This window comes from Pseudomonas sp. FME51, from assembly GCF_014897305.1.
Genome location: NZ_JABUYN010000008.1, coordinates 73318 through 95879, shown reverse-complemented (window position 1 = coordinate 95879; position 22562 = coordinate 73318). Strand labels below are relative to the sequence as shown.

Here is a 22562-nt window from a genome sequence, read left to right as displayed (position 1 = left end):
GGTTCACGGATGCTTGGGCCGGGCCGATAGACCCCGGCTGAATGAAAGCAGGCGACAGAGTATACCCGAGCTGGCGAATCCGGGGCAGCCGTTGAGCTGATAGCTTTGGGCTATAACAAGGTAAAAAAGCTGGGAAAACCTGACAGGGATAGCTACAGTGATGTTAGTATGCCATTAATAAAGAATCCAAGATGACTGAAATGGACTTTGATCGACAGGCCCGCTTTCAAGCGTTGCGCCTGCAGCGCTTCTACCTGGCGCAGCTGATATACGGAATATGTTATCTCGTCATAGCAACCACCTGGGCTACTGGCACCTATAGCGGCAGTAACGCCATGGCAATGAGTCATTATCTGTTCGGCTTTGGCACCCAGGCCATTTTCTTCTTCATGTTCAAGACCGGGCAAAATCTACGCTTCAAAGACCCCAGTCTGACCAGCGCACAGATCATTGTTGCCCTGCTGCTACAGACCTACCTGTTGGCCCTGGCCGGCCCGGTACGCAACACCATTCTGGTGGCTTATTGTCTGATTCTGCTGTTCGGTGTATTCCAGCTGTCGCGCCTTGCCTACCTGGCCCACGCTGCGTTTGCGCTGGTCTGTTATGGCAGCCTCATCGTTATCAACATGCGCTTCGAGCTCTATCCGCAGACGCTGTCCATTGCGCTGCTGGAATGGTTCGTACTCGCCTGCTTCATGCTCTGGCTGACCATTCTCGGCAGCTATATTCGAGAGTTGCGCGAGCGCCTGCAACAACGCCACACCACCTTGCAGCAGCATCAGCAATCGTTGCGCGGAATGATGGAGCAGCTGCAGAATCTCGCCACTACCGACACCCTCACAGGGCTGCCGAACCGCCGCCATTTTCTCGATGAAGTGCAACGCCGTATGGCCCTGCTGGGCAATGGTCAGACCCTGGGGCTGGCCCTGATCGATCTGGACCATTTCAAACGCATCAATGATCTGTATGGCCATTCCGCGGGTGATGAGGTGTTGCAGAGCTTTGCGCATATCGCCCGTACCAACCTGCGCGGCGACGATATGGTCGCCCGATTCGGCGGCGAAGAGTTCGTGGTGCTGCTGGGCAATTGTGATCTCGCCACGCTGCAACATTGTGTGGAACGCATTCGCCTGAGCTTTGCCAACGCGCGCTACCCTTCTCTGCCGGAAGGTGTGCAATGCACCATGTCTACCGGACTCTGTCTGATCCATCCGGAAGACAGTCTCGAAGTGCGCATCAGCCAGGCAGATGAAGCTCTGTACCGGGCCAAGGCAGGTGGCCGCAATTGCTCCAGAACGCACCAGGACGTCTATGCCTGAAGCCGCCACGCCCATTCTGTCGATTGGATATCAGCGCCTGATATCCAGCCAGACAATGGCCGTGCGATTGATCAATCCCCACAGGCGGATCTTCATGCGGTGCCCCCATGGCAAGGTCAACCAGTCATTCAACGTCCATTCCCGCGACTCGGCAAAATCAGTTAGGAAGCTCTGCTCCACCGTCAGGACCAACTCACTGTCGATAATGTTCTGATTGGCTTCCAGATTCCAATGCAGTGTCCAGTGATCGAAGTTTGATGAACCTAGACTCACCCAATCATCAACCAACACCGTTTTAAGATGCAGAAAGCGCGGCTGGTACTCAAAGATCCGTATACCGGCAGCCAGCAACCGCTTGTAATAACGTTGGCCGGCGTAGCGTACGCCCGGATGATCGGTCACCTCGCCACACAGCAGCAAGCGAACATCCACTCCGCGCCGAGCGGCCCGGGTCAACGCCCGGCGAATGCGCCTGGTCGGCGCAAAATAAGGTGTAGCCAGCCAGACCCGGCGTTCGGCCCTGGCAATACTGGCAAGCAACGCCTGGACCATTTCTCGGTGAGTACGCCCATCGGTGAGCGATACCCGCGCCAGGCCATCGGCCTTCGGCGGATGTGGCGGCACGCGCACTCGACGCAGACGCGCCGGTTGCCTGCCATTATGCCGCTCGGTGGTCCGCCACTGACGCTCAAACAACTCCACCCAGTCCGCCACGACCGGCCCACACACTTTCAGCATCTGTTCATGCCAGAGACAATGACCCTGCGGGCCGGGGATGCAGAAGTCATCGGTAAACCCGGCGCCGCCGATAAATGCCACGTTATCGTCAACAATGACCAATTTGCGATGGTCGCGATGCAGGTTGGAGCGCCCGCCCAGCAGGTTCAACGGGTTATAGAATCGCAATTCAACGCCGCCCTGTATCAATCCTTGACGATCGGCCTCCTGCAGCTCACGGCTGCCAAGGCCGTCAAAGCGGCAGCGCACCTTCACGCCGCGGGCGACCGCTTGCAGCAGGACATCCATGACCCGCTGGGTACTGCGTCCGGATTCGACCAGATACAGCTCGATGTCGATGCTGAAGCACGCCTGGTCCATGGCTTGCAGCATCCTCGGGAAGAAGCAGTCCCCGTCCATCATCAGTTCGAAGCTATTGTCTTCACGCCATGGATAGATCGAGGCCGCCATTATCACCTGCCGTCAGGGTATCCGGTAATCGTCCTGCTCCATCAGGTCCATGCCGCATTGCAGCTGGCTGATCCAATCAAGAAACGTATTGATCATAGCAGTCCCGACAAATGGACTGCCATGCTGCGGTACTATCATCTTCGGCCGGAGCTGGCGAACCATATTCGCCCACAGGCGACAGGCCTTGTTACCTGCCATGTAACGTCGATGGAAACCTTCCATGGTCGGCAGGTGCGCAGCAAAATCGGTAACCGGCTCGGCATCATCAACCAGGGATGCCCCCATATCCCCGGAAAAAAGAATCCCACTGATCGGATCATAGAACTGCAGGTTACCTACCGAATGCAGAAAGTGCGCCGGCAACGCTTTGATCACACAGTCACCCAGCGGAATATTCTGGCCCCGGTCAGGGACGGCAATCATGCGTTCAGTGGTGCTCTTGCCGGATGCTCTGGTCAGGAAGGCAGCGGACAGGTGCGGCAGAAAGCGCGCCCAGAGTGTCGAGCAGACCACCATGCAATTGGTATGCAAGAACCACTTGTCCAGCGAAGAAATAATATCGGGGTCCTGATGCGAGGCGAACACATAAGTCAGATCACGCAGGGATATCTGCTGACTCAATGCCAGCGACAGCGGCATATAGGTCAGATCGCCACCCGGATCCAACAATGCATGCTGGTCATGATCGATGATCAGAAACTGGTTCGATTGCACGCCGTCTCCGGTCACCAACTGATCGAAACACAACACTTTGTGCGGGCCGTTATCAAACAGCACCCTCGGGGTACTCGACATGTCATCTCCTTGTCTTGAGTTTCACGGGCGCCTTTATAAGCGAGGAGTTCCACCGACATACTGATCTGGGTCAAGCTCCGGCCAGTGTCACCCAACCGCCACATAGTGTTCATGTTCGTGACATGGCGATTGTTCAGCATGATCTCAGGATCGATGCTGCGCTGGAGGTAGTGATGACGCATGTAGCACAGGCAAGAGAGCAGGTCAGTTCAGCTCCGCTGATGATCGAGCTGACCACCGACCCCGCCAGGCTCAGGGAGGCACAGGCGCTTCGCTACGCCATCTTCAGCGAAGAGTGTGGAGCCAGTCTGCACAGTCCGCTCGACGGGTTGGATCATGACGAGTTTGATGTTCACTGCGAGCATCTACTGGTACGCGACCGATACAGTGGTCAGGTTGTTGCCACCACCCGATTGCTCGACAGCAATGGTGCAGGCCGGGCTGGCGGCTTTTACAGCGAGGGTGAATTCCAGCTGGTGGGGCTCCGTCATCTGCATGGGCCGATACTGGAAATCGGTCGCACCTGCGTGCACGCAGACTATCGCGATGGCGCGACCATTTCGATGCTTTGGTCAGGACTGGCGCAACTGATGAAAGAGCGCAACTACAGCTTCCTGATGGGGTGTGCCAGCATCGGCATGGGTGATGGCGGCATTCAGGCGCATGCCATCATGCAACGGCTGCGCGAGCGCCATCTCAGCCGCGAGTGGTTGAATGCGATACCACGACGCCCGCTTGCCGAACTGCATCTGCCGAGCAATATCACTGCCCAGTTACCGCCCCTGCTAAAGGCGTATATACGCCTTGGAGCGAAGATCTGCGGCGAGCCCTGCTGGGACCCGGAGTTCAACGTCGCCGACGTGTTCATCCTCTTGCACCGGGAACAGCTGTGCCCGCGTTATGCCCGCCATTTCAAGGCCGTCAGTTGATATCGCGAGTACATCGCCTGTGGCGGGCACCCGCCGTGGCGCTCTGGGTACTACTCGGCCTGCTGCTGACCGTGCTGCTCCAATTGCTTCCTGTCCGGTGGCGTGAGCCGCCACGCCAGCGCATTACCTGTCTGTGGATGAGCGGCCTGCTTGGCTTGTTGCCGCTGCGCATTCACTGCCACGGCCAGCCGGTACCCAGTACCGCCCTGTGGATCGGCAACCATGTGTCCTGGCTGGATATCATCGTGCTTGGTGCCCGCGCACCGGTGCGTTTTGTGGCCAAGGCCGAAGTACGCCGATGGCCCCTGCTGGGCTGGCTGGCGGATCGAGCAGGCACCCTGTTCATCCAGCGCGGGCAGGCCAGCAGTGACAGCCTGAACCAGCGCCTGGGTGATGTCCTGCAGCGGGACCATAACCTGATGATCTTCGCCGAAGGCACCACCACTGCCGGTGACCGGGTCCGTACTTTTCACGGTCGGCTGCTAGGTTGCGCCGTTGAGCAGAGCCTGCCGATTCAGCCGATAGCTCTGGCTTACCGCCGCGATGACCGACGGGATACAATTGCCCCGTTTATCGACAATGATGAGTTTTCCCGCCATTTATGGCGCTTGCTGGGCTCCTCGGTCATTGATGTGGAGCTGCACTTCCTGCCATTGATCAACAGCAACCACGCTGGACGCAACGAGCTGGCGCGCAGCGCCCGGCAGGCGGTGATTCAGGCGCTGGGACTGGAAGACGGCAGCAGCAACTGCCAATCTGCCGATTCCCTGAGCGCGGCCGCCTGAGCCTCGGAAAAGGCGATCACCTCGGGCATGAATTCCAGAAAATCGGCCTCGAAGCTTGAATAATCCCGCTCCAGCTCGTGAACCGCGCCCGGCAGCGGGTTAGCCGGACGCAAGCGCCGGGCCATGTTGTTCAGCGCCTGATGCAGGTTCTGCAGATCAGCATAACTGCCTAGCCAGTCCTGCTCGGCCATGCGTACCAGAACCGTTCGCGCCCGCTCTGGCATCAGCGTCTGCTGAGTCAGCACCGCCTGGTACATGCGGGCGGTGAACACAGCCAGTGGCTGGTCATCAAACTGATGCCAGTGGCGCGCCAGCAGATGGTCATAGAACATATCGACCATGATCCCGGCGTAGCGCCGCCGCTCGCCACTGACCCGCGCCTTGCTGCGCAGTACCAGCGGATGCTGGTCAGTGAAAGCATCGATACGCCGATGCAACCAGATACCCTGTCGCACCGGGTCCGGCAAGGTCATGGAGGCCACAGGTCCCTTGACGAAGTCACCGAGCAGCCCACCCAGTGCCTGCTGCGGGTCGTCCGGTCCCAGTCGCAGATGGGCGAGAAAATTCATCAGCGCTGACCCAGCTGTTGCTGGAGATTGCCGAGCTGATTGCGTAGCGTGGAGATACTGCGGTTGGTTTGCAGGCGGAAGCTGTCGATGGCCTGCAACGAGTCCTCGGTCATGGCCAACCGTTCATCGATCTCACTGCGCAGCACCAGCATTTCCTGCTCCAGACTGGCACCGGCTGATGCCTGCAGCAATGCCTCCAGTTCGCCACGTTGGCGAGCCAACTGGGTATCCTGCTCGGCCAGTTGGCGTTCCAGTTTGGCCAGCGCCTGCAGCCGCTCATTGGATTTTTCCAGATCGCTGCGCAAGGCGGCCTGAGCAGAGCTGGCTGACTCCACCTTTTGCGCCAGCTCGGTGGAGGCTTGCTGCTGGCGCTCGACCTGCTCACCGAGTGTATCTGCCAAGCTATCCAGCGCCGTCAACCGCTGCACTTGGGCAACATCCGCCTGTTGCAACCGTTCCAGCCCCTGTTGCTGCTCCTGCAGTCGCTCCTGCTGGGTCTGTTGGGCCGTGGTCAGTTGCTCTACCCGCTTTTGCAGCTGGTTGAGTTGTTGTATACGAGCCTGCTCGTTCTGGCTCAGACTGGACTCGGTGGCCACCACCTTGCCGCTGATGTCCTGCAACCGACCCGCCGCTTCCTCACTGATCCGCGCAAAGCTTTCCTGGGTCGCCACCAACTGGTGCTGAAGACGGGTCTGCTGCTGATGACTCCAGTAGCCCAGCCCGACCAAAGCAATCAGCAGACTCAGGCAAACCGCCCAGAGCGCGCCATTGCGCTGTCGGCGCGGCGGCAGTTCGCGCCGGGCCCGCACCACGGGCGGCTCCGCGTCTGTGCGACGCGCTCCCGGCTGTGCGGTTACCCGATCATCATCGGTTGCGCGAATTCCCGGGAGGTCCCGGATATCATCATCACCCATACAATCCTCTGCGGTTATACCTCACTTCTCATCTACCTCTATTCTGCTCGCTGAGCAGCCCCCTGACCACCCATACCGCCCCAGGGATTCATTGCAACGCCGTGCGCGCAAGCTGGTCGGTCAGCGCTTCCAGAAGCCGTCCACCATTGCGCCAATAATGCCAGTACAACGGTACGTCCACCGGATTGCCAGGTAATACTTCCTGCAATCTGCCGGCGGCGAGTTCCGAGTGAATCTGCAGCGCGGGCACCAATCCCCAACCCAGCCCGGCATCGATCAGCCGCACGAACCCTTCCGATGACGGACACAGATGATGCGGGAAATTCTCAGTGAAGCCACACCCGGCCAGAAATCGGTGCTGCAGCTGATCATCCGGCCCGAAAACGATCACCGGTGCACGGCGCAGCGCTGCATGACTGACCCCCTCGGCAAAATACCGCGCCATGAACGCCGGGCTGGCCACCGCCAGATAGCGCATCGCACCCAATGGCAAAGAACGCGCACCTGCCACCGGTTGCTCCGTAGCGCAGACGCAGCCGGCCACTTCTCCCGCACGCATGCGGCGTAGCCCGACGTCCTGATCATCGACCAGCAGCTCCAGCAGCAGATTCTGCGCTTCACACAGGTCAGCCACCGCACCAGCCCACCAGGTCGCCAGACTATCGGCATTCAATGCAATGCGCAGGCGCGGTGCGACATCAGCCTCGTCATCCATAGGCACTTCCCGCTGCAGGTCGCGCTCCAGCAATCGCACCTGTTGCACATGGTTGAGCAGCTTTCTGCCCGTTTCCGTCGGTGCGGGCGGTGTGGCTCTGAGCAGCACCGGTGCCCCAACCCGCGACTCCAGCAGCTTGATGCGCTGGGAGATCGCCGACTGGGATAGCCCAAGCATCCGCGCGGCCCGCTCGAAACCACCCTCCTCCACTATCGCCGCCAGCGCCTGTAATAACTTGTAGTCCAGCATGAAATATTCTTATATCCCATCAGCAATATTGGTTTCTCTTATATTCAATAACACCGCAGACTGCCACTTCTCTTTTTCACAATGGAATATGGCATGCAAGGGTTCGGCAGTTATATAAATGGTTTTCTGGTCGCAGCCGGCCTGATCATGGCCATAGGGGCGCAGAACGCTTTTGTTCTGGCCCAGGGATTACGCCGGGAGCACCACCTCAGCGCAGCGCTGGTCTGTATGACCTGCGATGCCTTGCTGGTGACCGCCGGCACCTTTGGCCTGGCCTCGTTACTGCAGCAATATCCGCTGGCGATGGAGGTCACGCGCTGGGGCGGCATCGTGTTTCTGGTCGGCTACGCGCTGCGGGCATTGCACCGCGCCCTGGGCAACCAGGGCTTGATCGGCATGGCTGCCGACCGGCCAGAACGCTCACGCCGCACTGTCCTGCTGGCCACTCTTGCAGTCACCCTGCTCAACCCCCATGTCTATCTCGATACCCTGGTGCTTATCGGTTCAGTGGGGGCCCAGCAAAGCCTGCCGGGGCTGTTCGCCCTCGGTGCAGCAAGTGCGTCCGTGGTCTGGTTCTTCAGTCTGGCGCTCGGTGCAGCCAGATTGGCTCCGGTATTGCGCCGCCCACTTACCTGGCGGCTGATCGACCTCGGTGTCGCCGCGATGATGCTGCGGGTCGCCTGGACCCTGGCCTGGCCCGCGTGACAGATCAATCGATCCAACAGAGGCTGATGCAACATGGCTAGCCCCGATACAGAATGCTATGATCTTGGCTGCTATAAACAGGGGCGGCGCCTGTCATTGACTGGCGTGAAGAGACCCCGGCCAGGACTGCGCAATACTGAAGCGACCCCGATAACCTGAAGATGGAGAGAGACCATGCCTTTCGAATTACCTGCACTTCCCTATGAAAAAACCGCCCTCCAGCCGCACATTTCCGCCGAGACTCTGGAATATCACCACGACAAGCACCACAACACTTACGTGGTCAACCTGAACAATCTGGTCGCTGGTACCGATTACGAAGGCAAGAGCCTGGAAGAGATCATCAAGACCTCCAGCGGCGGCGTATTCAACAACGCAGCACAGGTGTGGAACCACACCTTCTACTGGAACTGCCTGAGCCCCAATGGCGGCGGCGAGCCTACCGGCGAGCTGGCTGAGGCTATCAACAAGGCGTTCGGCTCCTTTGCCGCGTTCAAGGAAGAGTTCAGCAAAACATCCATTGGCACCTTCGGTTCCGGCTGGGGCTGGCTGGTGAAGAAAGCTGACGGTTCCCTGGCATTGGCCAGCACCATTGGCGCCGGCAACCCGATCACTTCCGGCGACGCTCCGTTGCTGACCTGTGACGTTTGGGAACACGCCTACTACATCGATTACCGCAACGCCCGCCCGAAATATGTCGAAGCGTTCTGGAATCTGGTCAACTGGGACTTCGTCGCGAAAAACTTCGCTGGCTGAGTCTGGTTTCCCTTCAAAACACCCCGCCCCGTGCGGGGTGTTTTGTTTTCAGCGGTTGCGCCACCTCAGTTACGAATGCATGATGCGGTAAACAGAGAAAAGGACAGCCTGAGTTGAAAGTGGATCGCCGGCACAGTCTTTCAGTCAAGCTTTTGAAGCTGGTGTTGTTATGGGCGCTACTGATAGGCATGTTGTTGAGCCTGGCCCAGATATTGTTCGATCTACGCACTGAACGGCAGGCTATCGCTCGAGATGCCAACCAGATTCTGGCCATGTTTCATGATCCGGCCAGCCAGGCGATATTCAGTCTCGACAAGGAGATGGCCACTCAGGTCATTGAAGGCCTGTTCGCCCACAAGGCAGTCCGCTTCGCTGCCATCGGTCACCCGGATGAAGCCCCTCTTGCCAGTCGCGAACGCCCGCTGGACGATTCTTCCTATCGTTATCTCACCGACCTGGTGCTTGATGTCGAGCAAAGTTTCAGCACGGGGCTTTATGGTCGCGCACCCTATAACGAATTTTATGGTGACCTGCGACTGACGCTGGACACCGCACCCTATGGCCAGGTTTTCCTGCGCAATTCGCTGATCATCCTGATTACCGGCCTGCTGCGCGCCCTGCTGATGGCCGTCGCGGTCTATCTGGTATACCACGTCCTGTTGACCCGCCCGCTGGCTCGCATCCTCGATCACATCGCCAATATCAACCCCGAACAACCGGGCAGAATACTGATCCCCGTGTTGACCGGCCACGAAAAGAACGAACTGGGGCTGTGGATCACCAAGGTCAACGAACTGCTGGACTCCATCGAGCGCAACCGCAGCCAACGCCACGAGGCAGAAGCCAGCATGCGCCACATGGTCCGGCATGATCAATTGACCGGCCTGCCCAACCGCAGCCTGTTGCTGGACCAACTGATACGGATTCTTGCCGAGGCCGACCGCCGCCAACGCAGCGTCGCTGTACTGTGCTGCGGACTGGATGATTTCAAGGAAGTAAATGAAAAGTTCAGCTATCAGGTCGGCGACCATGTACTGATCGCCGTGGCCGAACGTCTGCGCTCGCACAGCGGACGACTGGCCAGTATCGCTCGCCTCGGCGGTGATCAGTTCGCCTTGGTCATCCCCGATGTCGACGAGCCCTACGAGGTAGCCGAGCTGGCGCAACAGATGCTTGAAGAACTCGGCCAGCCGCTCCTGATAGACAAACACCGGATAACCATTCAGGCCACCGCAGGCATTACCCTGTTCCCTGAAGACGGCAGGGATGCAGGGAAACTGCTGCAGAAGGCCGAACAGACCATGATGTTAGCCAAGGTCCGCTCACGAAACCGCTACCAGTTCTATATAGCCAGTGTGGACAGCGAAATGCGCGTGCGCCGCGAGCTGGCCTCAAGCTTGCGCGAAGCGCTGCCGCGCAATGAATTTCATCTGGTATATCAGCCACAGGTCAATCTGGCCGATCATCGGGTGGTGGGCGTCGAAGCGCTGTTACGCTGGCATCACCCCGACCGCGGCCTGGTGCCACCGGATCTGTTTATCCCGTTGGCGGAACAGAGCGGGGCCATCATCGCCATCGGTGAATGGGTATTGGATCAGGCTTGCCGACAACTGCGGGAATGGCACGACGCGGGCCGAACGCATCTGCGCATGTCGGTCAATCTCTCGACCGTACAACTACATCACCCCGGCCTGGCAATGATGGTCACCCAAGTGCTGCAGCGCTATGCGCTGCCGCGCAACAGCCTGGAACTGGAAGTCACCGAAACCGGCTTGATGGAAGACATTCCTGCCGCGGCCCGGCACCTGAATGAACTGAAGCGCACCGGTGTCTTGATCGCACTGGACGATTTCGGTACTGGCTACTCATCACTCAGCTATCTGCGCAGATTGCCGCTGGACAAGATCAAGATCGACAAGAGCTTCACCCACGACCTGCTGTCCGACTCGGGCGACCAGAACATTGTGCGGATCATCATCCAGCTTGGCCGCAACCTGAACATGCAGGTCATCGCTGAGGGCGTGGAGTCGCTCGAACAGCAGACCTACCTGCAACAGGAAGGTTGTCACGAGGGCCAGGGCTACTTCTACAGCCGCCCATTGAGTGCCGCTGCTCTGATCGAGTGGTTACGCGACTATGAACAGGGCAACTGAAACGCACGTCGCCCAGCCATCCTTAATACAGCAAAGCAAGCCACAACCAGCCCGCCAGACCGCCCGCGATCAACATGCCAGCCAGGCTCCAGACCGACTGGCGCCGCAGCTTGCGACTGAGCTCCTCTTCATGGTGATCAGACAAGAGAAAAGGCAGTCCCTTATGCGGCGGCTTGGCAAGCGCATGCACTGTCGGTGATTCTCCCGCGCGGCGTATCTGGCGTTGCGCCTCGAGAGCAGCCGCCGTCCGCACCCGCTCCCATTCAATCGGATCAAGCTGGCCGTCGCGGTTGCGATCAAAACGCGCCAGCAGATCCGGATAGTCAGCCTTCCAGCCGCTGATGATCTGCCGCGCCACCGACTGCGGATCCATGGCATCTCGGCCACCACCGCGACTCTCGAACCAACCCAACGCATAGAGAAAGTCGTGCTCTTGCAGATACTCCTCGGTATAACGGTAGCGACGCCCGAGCAACGCACCCAGCACACCGGTCTGCGCCTTGTTTCCCAGTGGCCACCGCCGATGGCCTTCCCAACGCCTGCGCAGCCGAGGGTGAACCTCTGCCTCGCCGGGCAGGACCCAGCAACTGCCAGTCTCATCACGCAACAGGAAGGGTCGATCGGAATTGCCACGCTCCACTGTGCGCCATTCCGTATTCCTGCCCCGGCGCTGCAGCTCCTCCACGCTGAAGCGATACCACAGGCAGGGCCGGCCGGCCAAGGGAGAAAGCAGCGGTGCATGCCCCCCTCCCCCCACTTGCCCGACCAGTTCAACCAACCCCTGAGCTGCGGAGCGGATTTTCGAGGTTGGTGTATCCTCAACCCAGCGGGCTCGGCGCAAACGGCTGAACATGCGATACAGCAACCACAGAGCCAGCAATGAGCTTGCTCCGGTCGCAGCGGCGTGTACGCCTCTGGAAACCAGAAAAATGCCGTACAGATCGATCATGAGAACAGCTGGCGAAGATCCACGTCAGCCTTTTCCGCCTCGGAAAACTGCAACAACTCCGCGCAGTGGAAAGAAAACATTCGTGCGACCAGCACATCGGGAAACTGCTCGATACGCACGTTATTGATGTTCACCGCAGCGTTATACAGCTCACGACGATCGGCAATGCCGCTCTCCAATCCGGAGATACGCTGTTGCAGGTGCTGGAACGAGGTATTGGCTTGCAGCTCAGGGTAACCTTCCGCGAGCGCGAACAACTGACCAAGCCCACTGCGCAGCGCGGTTTCGGCCTGTCCCAGCTGTTTCAGGTCAGAGCGGCCTCGCGCCTGGCTAACCGCATTGCGCGCGCTGATGACCCGCTCCAGGGTGCTCTGCTCATATTGCATATACTGCCGGCAGGCCTCTACCAGCTTGGGCAACTCCTCGTGACGCTGACGCAGCAGCACATCAATATTGGCCCAGGCTCGACTGACCGCATGCTTGATGGTGACCAGCTGGTTATACAGGGTGATGCCGTAGATCAACAACACGATCAACGCGGCCACCATTACCAATACCGGCACGTGATTCCAATCCATTCGCCACTCTCCTTTTCCATGCTGCCTGACGCAGTGCGGCTTATCTTCGCACAGAATGGAGGAACGAAAAACGGGAACCTGCAGGTTCCCGTTTTCGTATGCCACTGGCGCCACGGAGGTGGCGAAATGTCACTGGAACAGTGACTCCCCTGTCAGGCCATGCTGCTCAAAGATGTCGCGCAAACGCTTGAGGGCCTCAACCTGGATCTGCCGCACGCGCTCGCGGGTCAGACCGATCTCCCGGCCCACTTCTTCCAGGGTGCTGCTTTCATGACCACGCAAGCCAAAGCGCCGGGTGACGACCTCCCGCTGCTTTTCGCTCAGCTCCGACAACCACATATCGATACTGGCATTGAGGTCATCATCCTGGAGTCGCTCCAGAGGATCCTCAGCCATGTCATCCGCCAGGGTATCGAGCAGGGTCTTGTCCGAATCCGCTCCCAGGGAGACATCTACCGAGGCTACCCGTTCGTTCAATCCAAGCATGCGCTTGACGTCCGCGACCGGGCGATCCAGCAGCTCGGCGATCTCCTCGGGTGTTGGTTCATGGTCGAGCTTCTGGGTCAGCTCACGCGCTGCGCGCAGGTAGATATTCAGTTCTTTCACCACATGAATCGGCAGACGTATGGTGCGCGTCTGGTTCATGATCGCTCGCTCAATGGTCTGACGAATCCACCAGGTGGCGTAGGTCGAAAAGCGAAAACCGCGCTCGGGATCGAATTTTTCAACTGCCCGGATCAGCCCGAGGTTACCCTCTTCGATCAGGTCCAGCAGAGTCAACCCCCGGTTGATGTAGCGACGGGCAATCTTGACCACCAAGCGCAGGTTACTCTCGATCATCCGCTTGCGACCAGCTTCATCCCCCTTCAACGCCAGCCGGGAGAAATAGACTTCTTCCTCGGGAGTGAGAAGCGGCGAGAAACCGATTTCATTGAGGTACATCTGAGTGGCATCAAGCTGCCGAGTGAATTCAAACGCATTTTCGCGCTTGTGATTGCGAGGAGTGGCAACTCGAACACGATCCGGCTCATCGGCGGTCTCGGGTTCGTCCGGCCTGATCTGATCTACGAGTTCGAGATCATCAGACGCATTATTATTAACAGCCATTTGTGCATGCCCCATCTTCAGTCGAAACACGAACGGATCACATAATACAATCCGGTGCGTGTCAGCCTCCGCTGACTATCGCCGGGATTGGCAACCCCGCTTCGCCAATCCAGTGCTCCCTGCAGTGTGCCTGGAAATTATGACAACGCTGATACCGATTTGTCTTGAAGCAAGTTCACAGTTTGGGCAAATAACCAAGGGGGTCTACCGGCTGGCCGCGACGGCGGATCTCGAAATGCAATTTGACCCTGTCGGTGCCACTGTTACCCATTTCGGCGACTTTCTGCCCGACTCTGACCTGCTCCCCTTCCTTAACCAGCAAACGACTGTTGTGCGCGTAGGCGCTGAGAAAATCCTCATCATGTTTGACGATGATCATGTCCCCGTAACCCAGCAACCCACGCCCCGCATACACAACCGTACCGTTTGCGGCGGCTAGAACAGGCTGACCCAACTCGCCAGCAATATCAATCCCTTTATTCAAACTGGCGTTCGACTGGAAACGTGCGATGAGCGGGCCCTGGGCCGGCCATTTCCAGCCAGTCAGCGCAGCGGGCGCCGGACTGACTGGCGGTTTATTTGTAACGGGTTGTTTCTGCGGCACGCTTTTAACCGGAGCGGGTACCGAGACCGGAGTGGACTTCACCGGTCCACGGGCTGCTGGTTTCGCCGAAGGTATTGGTGTGGCAGTGCGAGTGACACCCCCTGTCCGGGTGGCAAGACTGATACGCTGCCCCGGGTAGATGGTAAAGGGTTCACGCATGCCGTTATTGGCAGCCAGGGCTTTCCAGTCCCAGCCGTAACGGAAGGCAATCTGATAGAGAGTTTCACCACGGCGGACGGTATGGGACCCCGAGGTAACCTGATCTGCACGGCTACCGCCGCGGCTGCGATCATCAACCGGAACGCTGCCCATGGGACCCGCGCAGGCTGTCAACAGCGCTGCCAGAAGCAAGACTGCAGGTAACCCCGCTCTGCTGTTGCTCCATTGCCTCACAATCGTCCCCCATATTTCGCGCGGGTAGGTTTTTTTCACTGGTGCTTCAATCCTGGCGCATGCGCTGGCCGAACCACTCCAGCCCCAGCACCAATACGATGGCCGCCAGCATCAACAGTACGCCACCGATCCAATAAGATCCTGCTCCCGTCAGAACTTCATAATTGCTTGGGAACAGGTTGATCTGTTGCAACGGCTCCATGACGCCTTGGCTGTTTTCTCGCCAGGTCAATGTTTGCTTCCATGGCCAAACCTTATTCAGCGACCCTAGCATCAGCCCTGTCAGGAACGCCAGGGTGACATTGCGTGCGTGTTGCAGCAGCCAGGACAGCAATCGGGAAAAGCTCAGAATACCGACCAGACAACCAAAGGCGAAAACCGTCAGCAAGGCCACATCGAAGGATCTGACTGCGCCGAGCACTGCTGCATACAGGCCCAGCAGCAGCAGGATGAAGCTGCCGGATATACCAGGCAGAATCATGGCGCAGATGGCAATGGCGCCAGCCAGGAAGATCATCAGTGGATTGACCGGCCATTGCAGCGGTACCGCCACGGTAATCATGTAAGCGAAGGCCGCCCCGGCCAGCAAGACCGAGATGGTCCAGAAATTCCAGCGCCGAATTTCCCGACCCACCAATACCACAGAGACCAGGATCAAGCCGAAGAAGAAGGACCAGACCAGTTCCGGGTGCTTCTCCAGGAGATAACTGATCAGGTTCGCGAGGGTGGCGACACTGGTAAGCACCCCGGCCAGCAGAGCCGCCAGAAAACCACCATCAATGGACTGCCAGGTTTCCCGAATCCGGCCACGTAGCAGCCACACCAGTTTATTTGGAGTGCAGGCACCGATAGCTGCCAGAAGCCGGTCATAGATACCCGTGATGAAGGCGATGGTGCCACCGGACACGCCCGGTACGACATCGGCAGCGCCCATGGCCATGCCCTTGAAAAAAATCAGTAAATACTCGGAGAAAAGACGATTCAAAAGCTGATAGCTCCTGCCAGCAAGGGAACAAAACGTACAGGTTCGACCTGCTGACGGATGAATTGATCCCCGTCGCGAGTGACTACAGTGAGAAATTGTTCATGTTCGCCAACCGGAATCACCATACGTCCACGATCCGCCAGCTGGCTGAGCAGCTCCATGGGCACTTCAGCAGGCGCTGCAGTGACCAGAATCGCATCATAGGGTCCGTATTGCGGCCAGCCCCAGTTACCGTCGGCATGCCGGAATACCACGTTGCGAATATTGATGTCTTTCAGTACCGCCTTGGCTCGCTCCTGCAGGGGCATGATCCGCTCCACGGAAAACACCCTTTCGACCACCTGCGCCAGAATGGCGGTCTGATACCCCGAACCAGTACCCACTTCCAGCACCTTGTCCAGGGGTCCGCCACCCAGCAGCAATTCGGTCATTCGCGCGACTATATAGGGCTGGGAAAGCGTCTGATTGTGCCCTATGGGCAGAGCGGTATCTTCATAGGCGCGATGGGCCAGCGCCTCGTCCAGAAACAGATGGCGCGGGGTACGGCGAATGGCTTCGAGCACATGCAGGTTGCGGATGCCCTCCTCGAACAGGCGCGCAAGCAAGCGTTCACGAGTGCGCTGCGAGGTCATCCCGATCCCGCTCTTCAAGAGCTCCTCACGCATGGGTTTTCGCCCTCAGATTGCCCAGCCAGCCATCCAGATGATCGAACACCTCATAATGCGTCTTGTCGATACGCAGTGGCGTAACCGACACATAACCTTGCATCACCGCATTGAAATCGGTTCCTTCGCCACCGTCTTCGGCGTCTCCGGCCACGGAAATCCAGTAACCTTCCTTGCCCCGGGGGTCAGTCCACTTGACCGGCTTGGCCGCACGCTCGCGATGCCCCAGCCGGGTCAACACTATGCCCTTGATGCGTTCCAGCGGCAGGTTGGGAATATTCACATTGAGGATAGTACGTGGTGGCAAATCAAGCTGATCGTGAGCCTCAACCAGCGTGCGGGCGATCGCTGCCGCAGCGGGCAGATTGTCGGTCTGGCGGCTGACCAGCGAGAACGCCATGGCCGGCTTGGACAGGAAGCGCCCTTCCAGCGCCGCCGCGACTGTCCCGGAATACAACACGTCATCGCCCAGGTTCGCACCCAGGTTGATACCGGACACCACCATATCGACGCTATCGGCAAACAGCGAGTTGACTCCCAGATGCACGCAGTCGGTGGGCGTGCCATTGAGGCCGACAAAGCCGTTCTCCAGGTAGAAGGGGCGCAGCGGCTTGTCCAGCGTCAACGCACTGCTGGCTCCACTTCGGTCTTCATGGGGGGCGACCACCACGCAATCGGCATAGTCGTGCAACGCACCGTGCAGGGCTGTCAGCCCCGGCGCCAGTACACCATCATCATTGGCAATGAGAATACGCATCAGGTTTCACTTTCCAGTCCGCCGCCAGGCTCATCAGCCAACACCAGCAATTCTCGCAACACAGCGGTAGCAAAGCAGCCGGTCGGCAGGGTGAATTCAATTTCAAGACAATCCAGTGAGGGATAATGCCACGTCAGCCCGGTTATGGGGAGGCGCAAGATACGCCTTTGCTGTTCAAGCCCGGCACTTTCCAGCCACTGGCACAGTACTGGCTCAGCCGCCGCCACCCTCTGCTCCAGCACCTGCACAGCTTGCGCGCTCGGCAACTCACCAACGCCCCACAAAGGGCCCGTGGGATGAATATCCAACTCATCGAAGCGCCGATCATCGGCAGCCAGCCGCTCCGCTGAAAAGTGGCTGCGGCTATCCGTGAACGCCAGGCAATCGCCGGCCAGCAGCTGATTCCAACTCGAATCGCCAACCCGTTGCGCCAGCACCTGGTTGAACAGCAGGCTACGCGCAGTGGACAACAACCGCGACCGGGTCCCACGTGCCGGAGGCAAACCGCCGCGCTCAGCCCATTGGCGCGCCTGATCTATATTGCCACCGTCACGACCGAAGCGTTGCGGGCCGAAGTAATTCGGCACACCCGTACTGGCGACAGTCTGCAACCGCGCATCCAGCTGCTCGCGCTCGGCCTTCAGACTGCTCAGGCGGATAACAAAACGGTTGGCGCTGTGCGCGCCGCGCTGCAATTTACGTGAATGGCGCTGACTGGCAAGGCAGTGTAAAGCGTCACTCCACAATGAGGAAAAATCCGGATCGGCTTTCCCTGGCAACTGCAGACTGAACCACTGACTGGTGATCGCCCGGCGATCCTTGATGCCGGCGTAGCTGACATCGCGCAACTTGATGCCGGCCGCCTTGGCCAGCTGACGCGCCACGTCTTCAGTATTGAGATCGCGTTTTTCAATCAACAGCCAGAGGTGTTCACCTTGCCCGCTCAATTCAATATCAAGTACTTCAGTAACCCGGAAGTCCTCCGGCTGCGCCTTGAGCACCGCCCGCCCGCAGGGCTCACCCAGCGCTCGCGGACCCAGCCACTGGCTGTCATCGCTACTCATCGGGGTAGCAGCAGGGCTACCGCATCCACGGCAATCCCCTCTTTGCGGCCGACGAAACCGAGCTTCTCGGTGGTAGTAGCCTTGATATTGACCTGATCGAGCTCGACCTGCAGATCCTCCGCCACCCGCTGGCACATGGTGTCAATATGCGGTGCCAGTTTCGGCGCCTGGGCGGCGATGGTCACGTCCACGTTGCCCACCTGCCAACCCTTGGCATGTACCAGCGACAAGGCGTGGCGCAGCAATACGCGGCTGTCGGCGCCCTTGAACTGCGGGTCGGTATCGGGGAAATGCCGACCGATATCGCCCAGCGCGGCAGCGCCGAGAATGGCATCAGTCAATGCATGCAGCACCACGTCTCCATCGGAATGGGCCACCAACCCTCGATCATGGGCAATCCGCAACCCACCCAGAGTAATGAAGTCGCCCTCACCGAAACGGTGGACGTCATAGCCGTGACCAATGCGCATGGAATACCTGCTGAGCTGAAAAACGAAAGGGGATATTACAGCGTCCGGGTTACAGGCAGAAGCGTTGCGGGGTTTTGTGCATGTTGCGAAGACTCAGGTCTGTTGCCGCTTCATGTTCTGAGTGGCCTCTGCAGCGGGATATTGGGGCGCTGAAGGTTTAAAACCATCAGCCCTACAAAAGGCTCTGGACAAGGTTGGTCGGCAGGGTGGGGCCGACCGTCGTGTCGCCATGGATGGCGACCGCGAGCTTACAGGGATGTACTTGCAGCGTGTCGGCACCGCCCTGCCGACCAACCTTGCCCTCCCCACAATCCAGCGAAAACACCTGATGCTTTCAAAGAAGCCGCCCCAACGCCCGAGCATGATGGCGCAAATGATCATCGATAAAACTGGCGATGAAGTAGTAACTGTGGTCGTAGCCTGGCTGGCGACGCAGGGTCAATGGATGCCCTGCTGCTGCCGCGGCCGCTTCCAGCGCTTCAGGTTTGAGTTGTTCAGCGAGGAAGTTATCCGCCTCACCCTGATCGACCAGCAGCGGCAGACGTTCCGGCGCATCGGCGATCAGCGCACAGGTATCCCACTGCTTCCACGTCTCCCGATCACTGCCCAGGTAATTGCCGAAGGCCTTGTGACCCCACGGACAATCCATTGGATTGGTGATGGGCGCGAAGGCCGATACCGACTGGTAACGTCCCGGGTTTTTCAAAGCGCAGATCAGTGCGCCATGACCGCCCATGGAATGACCGCTGATGCTGCGCTGATCCGAGACCGGGAAGTTCGCCTCGATCACCGCAGGCAACTCGCTGACAACATGATCATACATGCGGTAGTGCCCGGCCCAGGGCTGCTCGGTCGCGTTGACGTAAAAGCCGGCCCCGAGACCAAAGTCCCAGGCACCTTCAGGATCATCCGGCACGCCCTCACCGCGCGGGCTGGTGTCCGGCGCAACGATGACCACGCCCAGCTCGGCCGCCAGCTTCTGCGCACCGGCCTTGTGCATGAAGTTCTCATCGTTGCAGGTCAATCCAGACAGCCAATACAGCACCGGCAGCGGCTCGCCCTGATCGGCCCGGGGCGGCAAATAGATACCAAACACCGTATCGCCACCCAGCACCGCCGAGCGATACCGATAACGCTTGTTCCATCCGCCGAAACTCTTATTGGCAGAAATCAACTCGATAGACATGAAATTCTCCGAACTCAATACGAGCGGCAGGCTTCATGCTTGCCGCTCGCCGTGACTTAGAAATGAATGACTGACCGAATGCTCTTGCCTTCATGCATCAGATCAAAGGCCTTGTTGATGTCTTCCAGTCCCATGGTATGAGTGATGAAAGTATCCAGCGGAATCTCGCCTTTCTGCGCCTTCTCCACATAACCAGGTAGTTCGGTGCGACCTTTTACCCCACCAAAAGCGCTGCCACGCCAGACCCGGCCAGTGACCAGCTGGAACGGACGGGTGCTGATCTCCTGACCGGCACCGGCCACACCGATGATGGTCGACTCACCCCAACCCTTGTGGCAGCACTCCAGCGCCGCGCGCATCAAATCGACGTTGCCGACGCACTCGAAGGAGTAATCCACACCACCATCGGTCATCTCGACGATCACCTGCTGGATCGGCTGGTCATGATCCTTCGGATTGACGAACTCGGTAGCGCCCAGCTCACGTGCCTTGTCGGCCTTGGAGGGGTTGATGTCGATGGCGATAATGCGCGTGGCGCCAGCCATTTTCGCACCGATGATGGCTGCCAGACCGATGCCGCCCAGACCGAAGATCGCCACGCTGGAGCCAGGCTCGACCTTGGCGGTATTCAGAACAGCGCCAATGCCGGTGGTGACGCCACAACCGAGCAGGCAGACTTCTTCCAGCGGGGCTTCTTTCTGGATCTTCGCCAGGGATACTTCCGGCAGTACGGTGTACTCGGAGAAGGTCGAGCACCCCATGTAGTGATAGATCGGCTGCCCCTTGTAGGAGAAACGGGTGGTGCCGTCGGGCATCAGGCCTTTACCCTGTGTCTCGCGGACCGAGCTGCACAGGTTGGTCTTGCCGGATTTGCAGAATTTGCACTCACGGCATTCGGCGGTGTACAGCGGGATCACATGATCACCGACCGCCAGCGAGGTCACGCCCTCGCCCACGGCTTCAACAATGCCACCGCCTTCGTGGCCGAGAATAGCGGGGAATACGCCTTCCGGATCATCCCCCGACAGCGTGAAGGCATCGGTATGACAGACCCCGGTGGCGACGATGCGCACCAGCACCTCGCCAGCCTTCGGCGGAGCCACATCCACTTCAACGATTTCCAGGGGTTTGCCTGCTTCGAACGCCACAGCGGCGCGGGACTTGATCATGGGGGACCCTCCGTCTCCAGATGAATGAAACAACAGATGAGAGTGTAGTCAACCAGCCAAGTATGGATAATAGGCTGCCAGACAAAACATTATTGCCATACAGGGACAATCAATGCGAGAAAGCCGGATATGAGCCAATGGAGCGGGCTGGACGAGTTCGTCGCCGTTGCCGAGCTGGGCCATTTCAGCGGCGCCGCCAACAAGCTCGGTGTTTCCTCCTCCCATGTCAGCCGCCAGATCGCCCGACTGGAAGACCGCTTGCAGGCCCGATTGTTCTACCGCAGCACCCGCCGGGTCACTCTCACCGAAGCGGGTCAGACCTTCCTGCATCATTGCCAACGGTTGCAGGATGCCCGTGATGAAGCCTTGCAGGCCATCAGCGACCTGTCCAGTGAACCCAAGGGACTGCTGCGCATGACCTGCTCGGTGGCCTACGGCGAAGAGTTCATCATGCCGCTGGTCAACGACTTCATGCAGCAACATCCGCAATTGCGCATCGAGATGTCACTGACCAACCAGACCCTGGATCTACTGCATGGCCAGTTCGATCTGGCCATCCGCCTCGGACGGTTGCAAGACTCCCGCCTGGTCGCCACCCGATTGGCGCCACGCAGCATGTTTCTGTGCGCTGCACCTGGGTACCTCGAACATCACGGCGCACCGCACAGCCTGTCAGAGCTGCCCCGTCATAATTGTCTGATTGGCAGCAGCGACACCTGGACCTTCCTCGAATCCGGACGCGAGGTACCGGTGCGGATCACCGGCAACTGGCGCTGCAACAGCGGGCGCTCCGTACTGGACGCGGCACTGCGCGGATTCGGTCTGTGCCAATTGCCGGACTATTATGTGCAGGAGCATCTGCGCAGCGGCGCCCTGCGCTCCCTGCTCACCCAACACCAGCCTCCACATACCGCGGTTTGGGCGCTCTATCCTCAGCAACGGCATCTGTCACCCAAGGTCAGAAAGCTGGTCGAGCATCTCAAGGATGGCCTCAGCGCGCGAACCGAGTATCTGCAGGCTGAATAACAGCCACAAAAAAGGGAACCCGAAGGTTCCCCTCTGTACTTCGCTGCAGCCTTACTTCAGGCTTTGAGCACGCTGTTGCAGTTCTGGGTCAGTCTGCATGCGAGTGGCTATTTCGTTATAGGTGGGCACGTCCAGATCGCTATCCTGTACGGCTTCGACCATTTTCTCCTGCGCTTCGAGCTGCAGCTTCTGGGCTTCTTCCTGGTCTTCCGCCTTGCTCAGCTTTTCGGAAAACTCATCACGCAGTTCTGCAACATCGGCATCAGCCTCAACGAACTTTTTCAGGTTCTCTTCGCTGATCGGTGCAGCAGCTGGCTGACCCTGTTCGTATTGCTGAGCAGGAGCCGTGCCGCCGGCTTGCGCCATGGCGGCAGGTGCGCCGATTCCGAAGGTGGCAAAAGCGATGGCAGCGGTCAGTGTTTTGAGATTGTTCATAGATGCATCTCCTACTGTGAAAAGTAATTAACACCTTTCACTATCCATGCCAGCTTTCCATGCAACACCACAACTAATTGATTTTAAAGTAAAACAT

At 58.9% G+C, this 22562-nt stretch carries 24 protein-coding genes; 7 read left to right on the top strand and 17 right to left on the bottom strand.

The genetic code is table 11. From position 1 onward, the window contains the following. Window positions 1–191 precede the first annotated feature (191 nt). Window positions 192–1319, top strand: a complete 1128-nt coding sequence (locus INT39_RS14820; RefSeq protein WP_193074768.1) for a GGDEF domain-containing protein — start codon at window positions 192–194, stop codon at window positions 1317–1319. A gap of 30 nt (window positions 1320–1349) precedes the next feature. Here INT39_RS14820 and INT39_RS14815 read toward each other — a convergent pair whose 3' ends face one another. Both INT39_RS14815 and INT39_RS14810 read right to left on the bottom strand, forming a co-directional pair. Next, window positions 1350–2507, bottom strand: coding sequence for a phospholipase D-like domain-containing protein (locus INT39_RS14815; protein ID WP_193074767.1), 1158 nt, complete (start codon window positions 2505–2507; stop codon window positions 1350–1352). A 12-nt stretch (window positions 2508–2519) separates the two neighbouring features. Then, the gene (locus INT39_RS14810; RefSeq protein WP_193074766.1) at window positions 2520–3302 is read right to left on the bottom strand and encodes an MBL fold metallo-hydrolase; all 783 of its coding nucleotides are present in this window, start codon (window positions 3300–3302) and stop codon (window positions 2520–2522) included. Window positions 3303–3475: 173 nt separating this feature from the next. On the opposite strand from INT39_RS14810, the gene INT39_RS14805 reads away from it, so the two are divergent. Both INT39_RS14805 and INT39_RS14800 read left to right on the top strand, forming a co-directional pair. After that, on the top strand, window positions 3476–4231 hold the full coding sequence (locus INT39_RS14805) for a GNAT family N-acyltransferase (protein ID WP_193074765.1): 756 nt from the start codon (window positions 3476–3478) through the stop codon (window positions 4229–4231). Further along, entirely contained in the window at window positions 4228–5016 is a 789-nt protein-coding gene (locus INT39_RS14800) for a lysophospholipid acyltransferase family protein (RefSeq protein WP_193074764.1), read from the top strand. Before INT39_RS14805 ends, INT39_RS14800 begins: the two co-directional genes overlap by 4 nt. Here INT39_RS14800 and INT39_RS14795 read toward each other — a convergent pair. The 3 genes from INT39_RS14795 to INT39_RS14785 all read right to left on the bottom strand — a co-directional run bounded on the left by INT39_RS14795 (window position 4947) and on the right by INT39_RS14785 (window position 7463). Then, window positions 4947–5585 (bottom strand): ACP phosphodiesterase, encoded by a 639-nt coding sequence (locus INT39_RS14795; RefSeq protein WP_193074763.1) that lies wholly within the window; start codon window positions 5583–5585, stop codon window positions 4947–4949. The two genes, INT39_RS14800 and INT39_RS14795, sit on opposite strands and share 70 nt — an antisense overlap. Beyond that, the gene (locus INT39_RS14790; RefSeq protein ID WP_193074762.1) at window positions 5585–6499 is read right to left on the bottom strand and encodes a hypothetical protein; all 915 of its coding nucleotides are present in this window, start codon (window positions 6497–6499) and stop codon (window positions 5585–5587) included. Before INT39_RS14790 ends, INT39_RS14795 begins: the two co-directional genes overlap by 1 nt. A gap of 88 nt (window positions 6500–6587) precedes the next feature. Then, the gene (locus tag INT39_RS14785; protein WP_193074761.1) at window positions 6588–7463 is read right to left on the bottom strand and encodes a LysR family transcriptional regulator ArgP; all 876 of its coding nucleotides are present in this window, start codon (window positions 7461–7463) and stop codon (window positions 6588–6590) included. A 93-nt stretch (window positions 7464–7556) separates the two neighbouring features. On the opposite strand from INT39_RS14785, the gene INT39_RS14780 reads away from it, so the two are divergent. The 3 genes from INT39_RS14780 (at window position 7557) to INT39_RS14770 (ending at window position 11077) form a co-directional block, all read left to right on the top strand. Then, on the top strand, window positions 7557–8168 hold the full coding sequence (locus tag INT39_RS14780; protein ID WP_193074760.1) for a LysE/ArgO family amino acid transporter: 612 nt from the start codon (window positions 7557–7559) through the stop codon (window positions 8166–8168). Window positions 8169–8342: 174 nt separating this feature from the next. Further along, the gene (sodB, locus tag INT39_RS14775) at window positions 8343–8924 is read left to right on the top strand and encodes a superoxide dismutase [Fe] (protein ID WP_193074759.1); all 582 of its coding nucleotides are present in this window, start codon (window positions 8343–8345) and stop codon (window positions 8922–8924) included. Window positions 8925–9037: 113 nt separating this feature from the next. Next, window positions 9038–11077 carry a putative bifunctional diguanylate cyclase/phosphodiesterase gene (locus INT39_RS14770; RefSeq protein WP_193074758.1) on the top strand — a complete coding sequence of 680 codons (2040 nt, stop codon included), beginning with the start codon at window positions 9038–9040 and terminating at the stop codon, window positions 11075–11077. Window positions 11078–11099: 22 nt separating this feature from the next. Here INT39_RS14770 and INT39_RS14765 read toward each other — a convergent pair whose 3' ends face one another. The 11 genes from INT39_RS14765 to INT39_RS14715 form a co-directional block, all read right to left on the bottom strand. Beyond that, window positions 11100–12026: a GIDE domain-containing protein gene (locus INT39_RS14765; protein ID WP_193074757.1), complete on the bottom strand. Its 927-nt coding sequence runs from the start codon at window positions 12024–12026 to the stop codon at window positions 11100–11102. After that, the gene (locus INT39_RS14760; RefSeq protein ID WP_193074901.1) at window positions 12023–12574 is read right to left on the bottom strand and encodes a LemA family protein; all 552 of its coding nucleotides are present in this window, start codon (window positions 12572–12574) and stop codon (window positions 12023–12025) included. Before INT39_RS14760 ends, INT39_RS14765 begins: the two co-directional genes overlap by 4 nt. A 159-nt stretch (window positions 12575–12733) precedes the next feature. Continuing rightward, the gene (rpoS, locus tag INT39_RS14755; protein WP_226944813.1) at window positions 12734–13711 is read right to left on the bottom strand and encodes an RNA polymerase sigma factor RpoS; all 978 of its coding nucleotides are present in this window, start codon (window positions 13709–13711) and stop codon (window positions 12734–12736) included. Between the two features lie 175 nt (window positions 13712–13886). Continuing rightward, window positions 13887–14627 (bottom strand): peptidoglycan DD-metalloendopeptidase family protein, encoded by a 741-nt coding sequence (locus tag INT39_RS14750; protein ID WP_193074899.1) that lies wholly within the window; start codon window positions 14625–14627, stop codon window positions 13887–13889. Window positions 14628–14754: 127 nt separating this feature from the next. After that, window positions 14755–15648, bottom strand: a complete 894-nt coding sequence (locus INT39_RS14745; RefSeq protein WP_193074898.1) for a DUF368 domain-containing protein — start codon at window positions 15646–15648, stop codon at window positions 14755–14757. A 41-nt stretch (window positions 15649–15689) separates the two neighbouring features. Continuing rightward, window positions 15690–16358, bottom strand: coding sequence for a protein-L-isoaspartate(D-aspartate) O-methyltransferase (locus tag INT39_RS14740; RefSeq protein ID WP_193074756.1), 669 nt, complete (start codon window positions 16356–16358; stop codon window positions 15690–15692). Beyond that, window positions 16351–17115 (bottom strand): 5'/3'-nucleotidase SurE, encoded by a 765-nt coding sequence (gene surE, locus INT39_RS14735; RefSeq protein WP_193074755.1) that lies wholly within the window; start codon window positions 17113–17115, stop codon window positions 16351–16353. Before surE ends, INT39_RS14740 begins: the two co-directional genes overlap by 8 nt. After that, on the bottom strand, window positions 17115–18179 hold the full coding sequence (truD, locus tag INT39_RS14730; RefSeq protein WP_193074754.1) for a tRNA pseudouridine(13) synthase TruD: 1065 nt from the start codon (window positions 18177–18179) through the stop codon (window positions 17115–17117). Before truD ends, surE begins: the two co-directional genes overlap by 1 nt. After that, the gene (gene ispF, locus INT39_RS14725) at window positions 18176–18649 is read right to left on the bottom strand and encodes a 2-C-methyl-D-erythritol 2,4-cyclodiphosphate synthase (RefSeq protein WP_193074753.1); all 474 of its coding nucleotides are present in this window, start codon (window positions 18647–18649) and stop codon (window positions 18176–18178) included. The genes truD and ispF overlap by 4 nt, the downstream gene beginning before the upstream one ends. A 334-nt stretch (window positions 18650–18983) precedes the next feature. Then, the gene (fghA, locus tag INT39_RS14720; protein WP_193074752.1) at window positions 18984–19835 is read right to left on the bottom strand and encodes an S-formylglutathione hydrolase; all 852 of its coding nucleotides are present in this window, start codon (window positions 19833–19835) and stop codon (window positions 18984–18986) included. Window positions 19836–19891: 56 nt separating this feature from the next. Next, window positions 19892–21004 (bottom strand): S-(hydroxymethyl)glutathione dehydrogenase/class III alcohol dehydrogenase, encoded by a 1113-nt coding sequence (locus INT39_RS14715; protein WP_193074751.1) that lies wholly within the window; start codon window positions 21002–21004, stop codon window positions 19892–19894. Between the two features lie 129 nt (window positions 21005–21133). On the opposite strand from INT39_RS14715, the gene INT39_RS14710 reads away from it, so the two are divergent. Continuing rightward, window positions 21134–22030: a LysR substrate-binding domain-containing protein gene (locus INT39_RS14710; protein ID WP_193074750.1), complete on the top strand. Its 897-nt coding sequence runs from the start codon at window positions 21134–21136 to the stop codon at window positions 22028–22030. A gap of 51 nt (window positions 22031–22081) precedes the next feature. On the opposite strand, the gene INT39_RS14705 is transcribed toward INT39_RS14710, so the two are convergent. Next, complete coding sequence (locus INT39_RS14705) at window positions 22082–22465, bottom strand: DUF4168 domain-containing protein (RefSeq protein ID WP_193074749.1); 384 nt, start codon at window positions 22463–22465, stop codon at window positions 22082–22084. Window positions 22466–22562: the final 97 nt, after the last annotated feature.

Coding starts and splice junctions, on each gene's coding strand:
- INT39_RS14820 (WP_193074768.1), top strand. CDS start 192: ATGACTGAAATGGACTTTGATCGACAGGCCCGCTTTCAAGCGTTGCGC.
- INT39_RS14815 (WP_193074767.1), bottom strand. CDS start 2,507: ATGGCGGCCTCGATCTATCCATGGCGTGAAGACAATAGCTTCGAACTG.
- INT39_RS14810 (WP_193074766.1), bottom strand. CDS start 3,302: ATGTCGAGTACCCCGAGGGTGCTGTTTGATAACGGCCCGCACAAAGTG.
- INT39_RS14805 (WP_193074765.1), top strand. CDS start 3,476: ATGACGCATGTAGCACAGGCAAGAGAGCAGGTCAGTTCAGCTCCGCTG.
- INT39_RS14795 (WP_193074763.1), bottom strand. CDS start 5,585: ATGAATTTTCTCGCCCATCTGCGACTGGGACCGGACGACCCGCAGCAG.
- INT39_RS14790 (WP_193074762.1), bottom strand. CDS start 6,499: ATGGGTGATGATGATATCCGGGACCTCCCGGGAATTCGCGCAACCGAT.
- INT39_RS14785 (WP_193074761.1), bottom strand. CDS start 7,463: ATGCTGGACTACAAGTTATTACAGGCGCTGGCGGCGATAGTGGAGGAG.
- INT39_RS14780 (WP_193074760.1), top strand. CDS start 7,557: ATGCAAGGGTTCGGCAGTTATATAAATGGTTTTCTGGTCGCAGCCGGC.
- sodB (WP_193074759.1), top strand. CDS start 8,343: ATGCCTTTCGAATTACCTGCACTTCCCTATGAAAAAACCGCCCTCCAG.
- INT39_RS14765 (WP_193074757.1), bottom strand. CDS start 12,026: ATGATCGATCTGTACGGCATTTTTCTGGTTTCCAGAGGCGTACACGCC.
- INT39_RS14760 (WP_193074901.1), bottom strand. CDS start 12,574: ATGGTGGCCGCGTTGATCGTGTTGTTGATCTACGGCATCACCCTGTAT.
- rpoS (WP_226944813.1), bottom strand. CDS start 13,711: ATGGCTGTTAATAATAATGCGTCTGATGATCTCGAACTCGTAGATCAG.
- INT39_RS14750 (WP_193074899.1), bottom strand. CDS start 14,627: ATGGGCAGCGTTCCGGTTGATGATCGCAGCCGCGGCGGTAGCCGTGCA.
- INT39_RS14745 (WP_193074898.1), bottom strand. CDS start 15,648: ATGGCCATGGGCGCTGCCGATGTCGTACCGGGCGTGTCCGGTGGCACC.
- INT39_RS14740 (WP_193074756.1), bottom strand. CDS start 16,358: ATGCGTGAGGAGCTCTTGAAGAGCGGGATCGGGATGACCTCGCAGCGC.
- surE (WP_193074755.1), bottom strand. CDS start 17,115: ATGCGTATTCTCATTGCCAATGATGATGGTGTACTGGCGCCGGGGCTG.
- truD (WP_193074754.1), bottom strand. CDS start 18,179: ATGAGTAGCGATGACAGCCAGTGGCTGGGTCCGCGAGCGCTGGGTGAG.
- ispF (WP_193074753.1), bottom strand. CDS start 18,649: ATGCGCATTGGTCACGGCTATGACGTCCACCGTTTCGGTGAGGGCGAC.
- fghA (WP_193074752.1), bottom strand. CDS start 19,835: ATGTCTATCGAGTTGATTTCTGCCAATAAGAGTTTCGGCGGATGGAAC.
- INT39_RS14715 (WP_193074751.1), bottom strand. CDS start 21,004: ATGATCAAGTCCCGCGCCGCTGTGGCGTTCGAAGCAGGCAAACCCCTG.
- INT39_RS14710 (WP_193074750.1), top strand. CDS start 21,134: ATGAGCCAATGGAGCGGGCTGGACGAGTTCGTCGCCGTTGCCGAGCTG.
- INT39_RS14705 (WP_193074749.1), bottom strand. CDS start 22,465: ATGAACAATCTCAAAACACTGACCGCTGCCATCGCTTTTGCCACCTTC.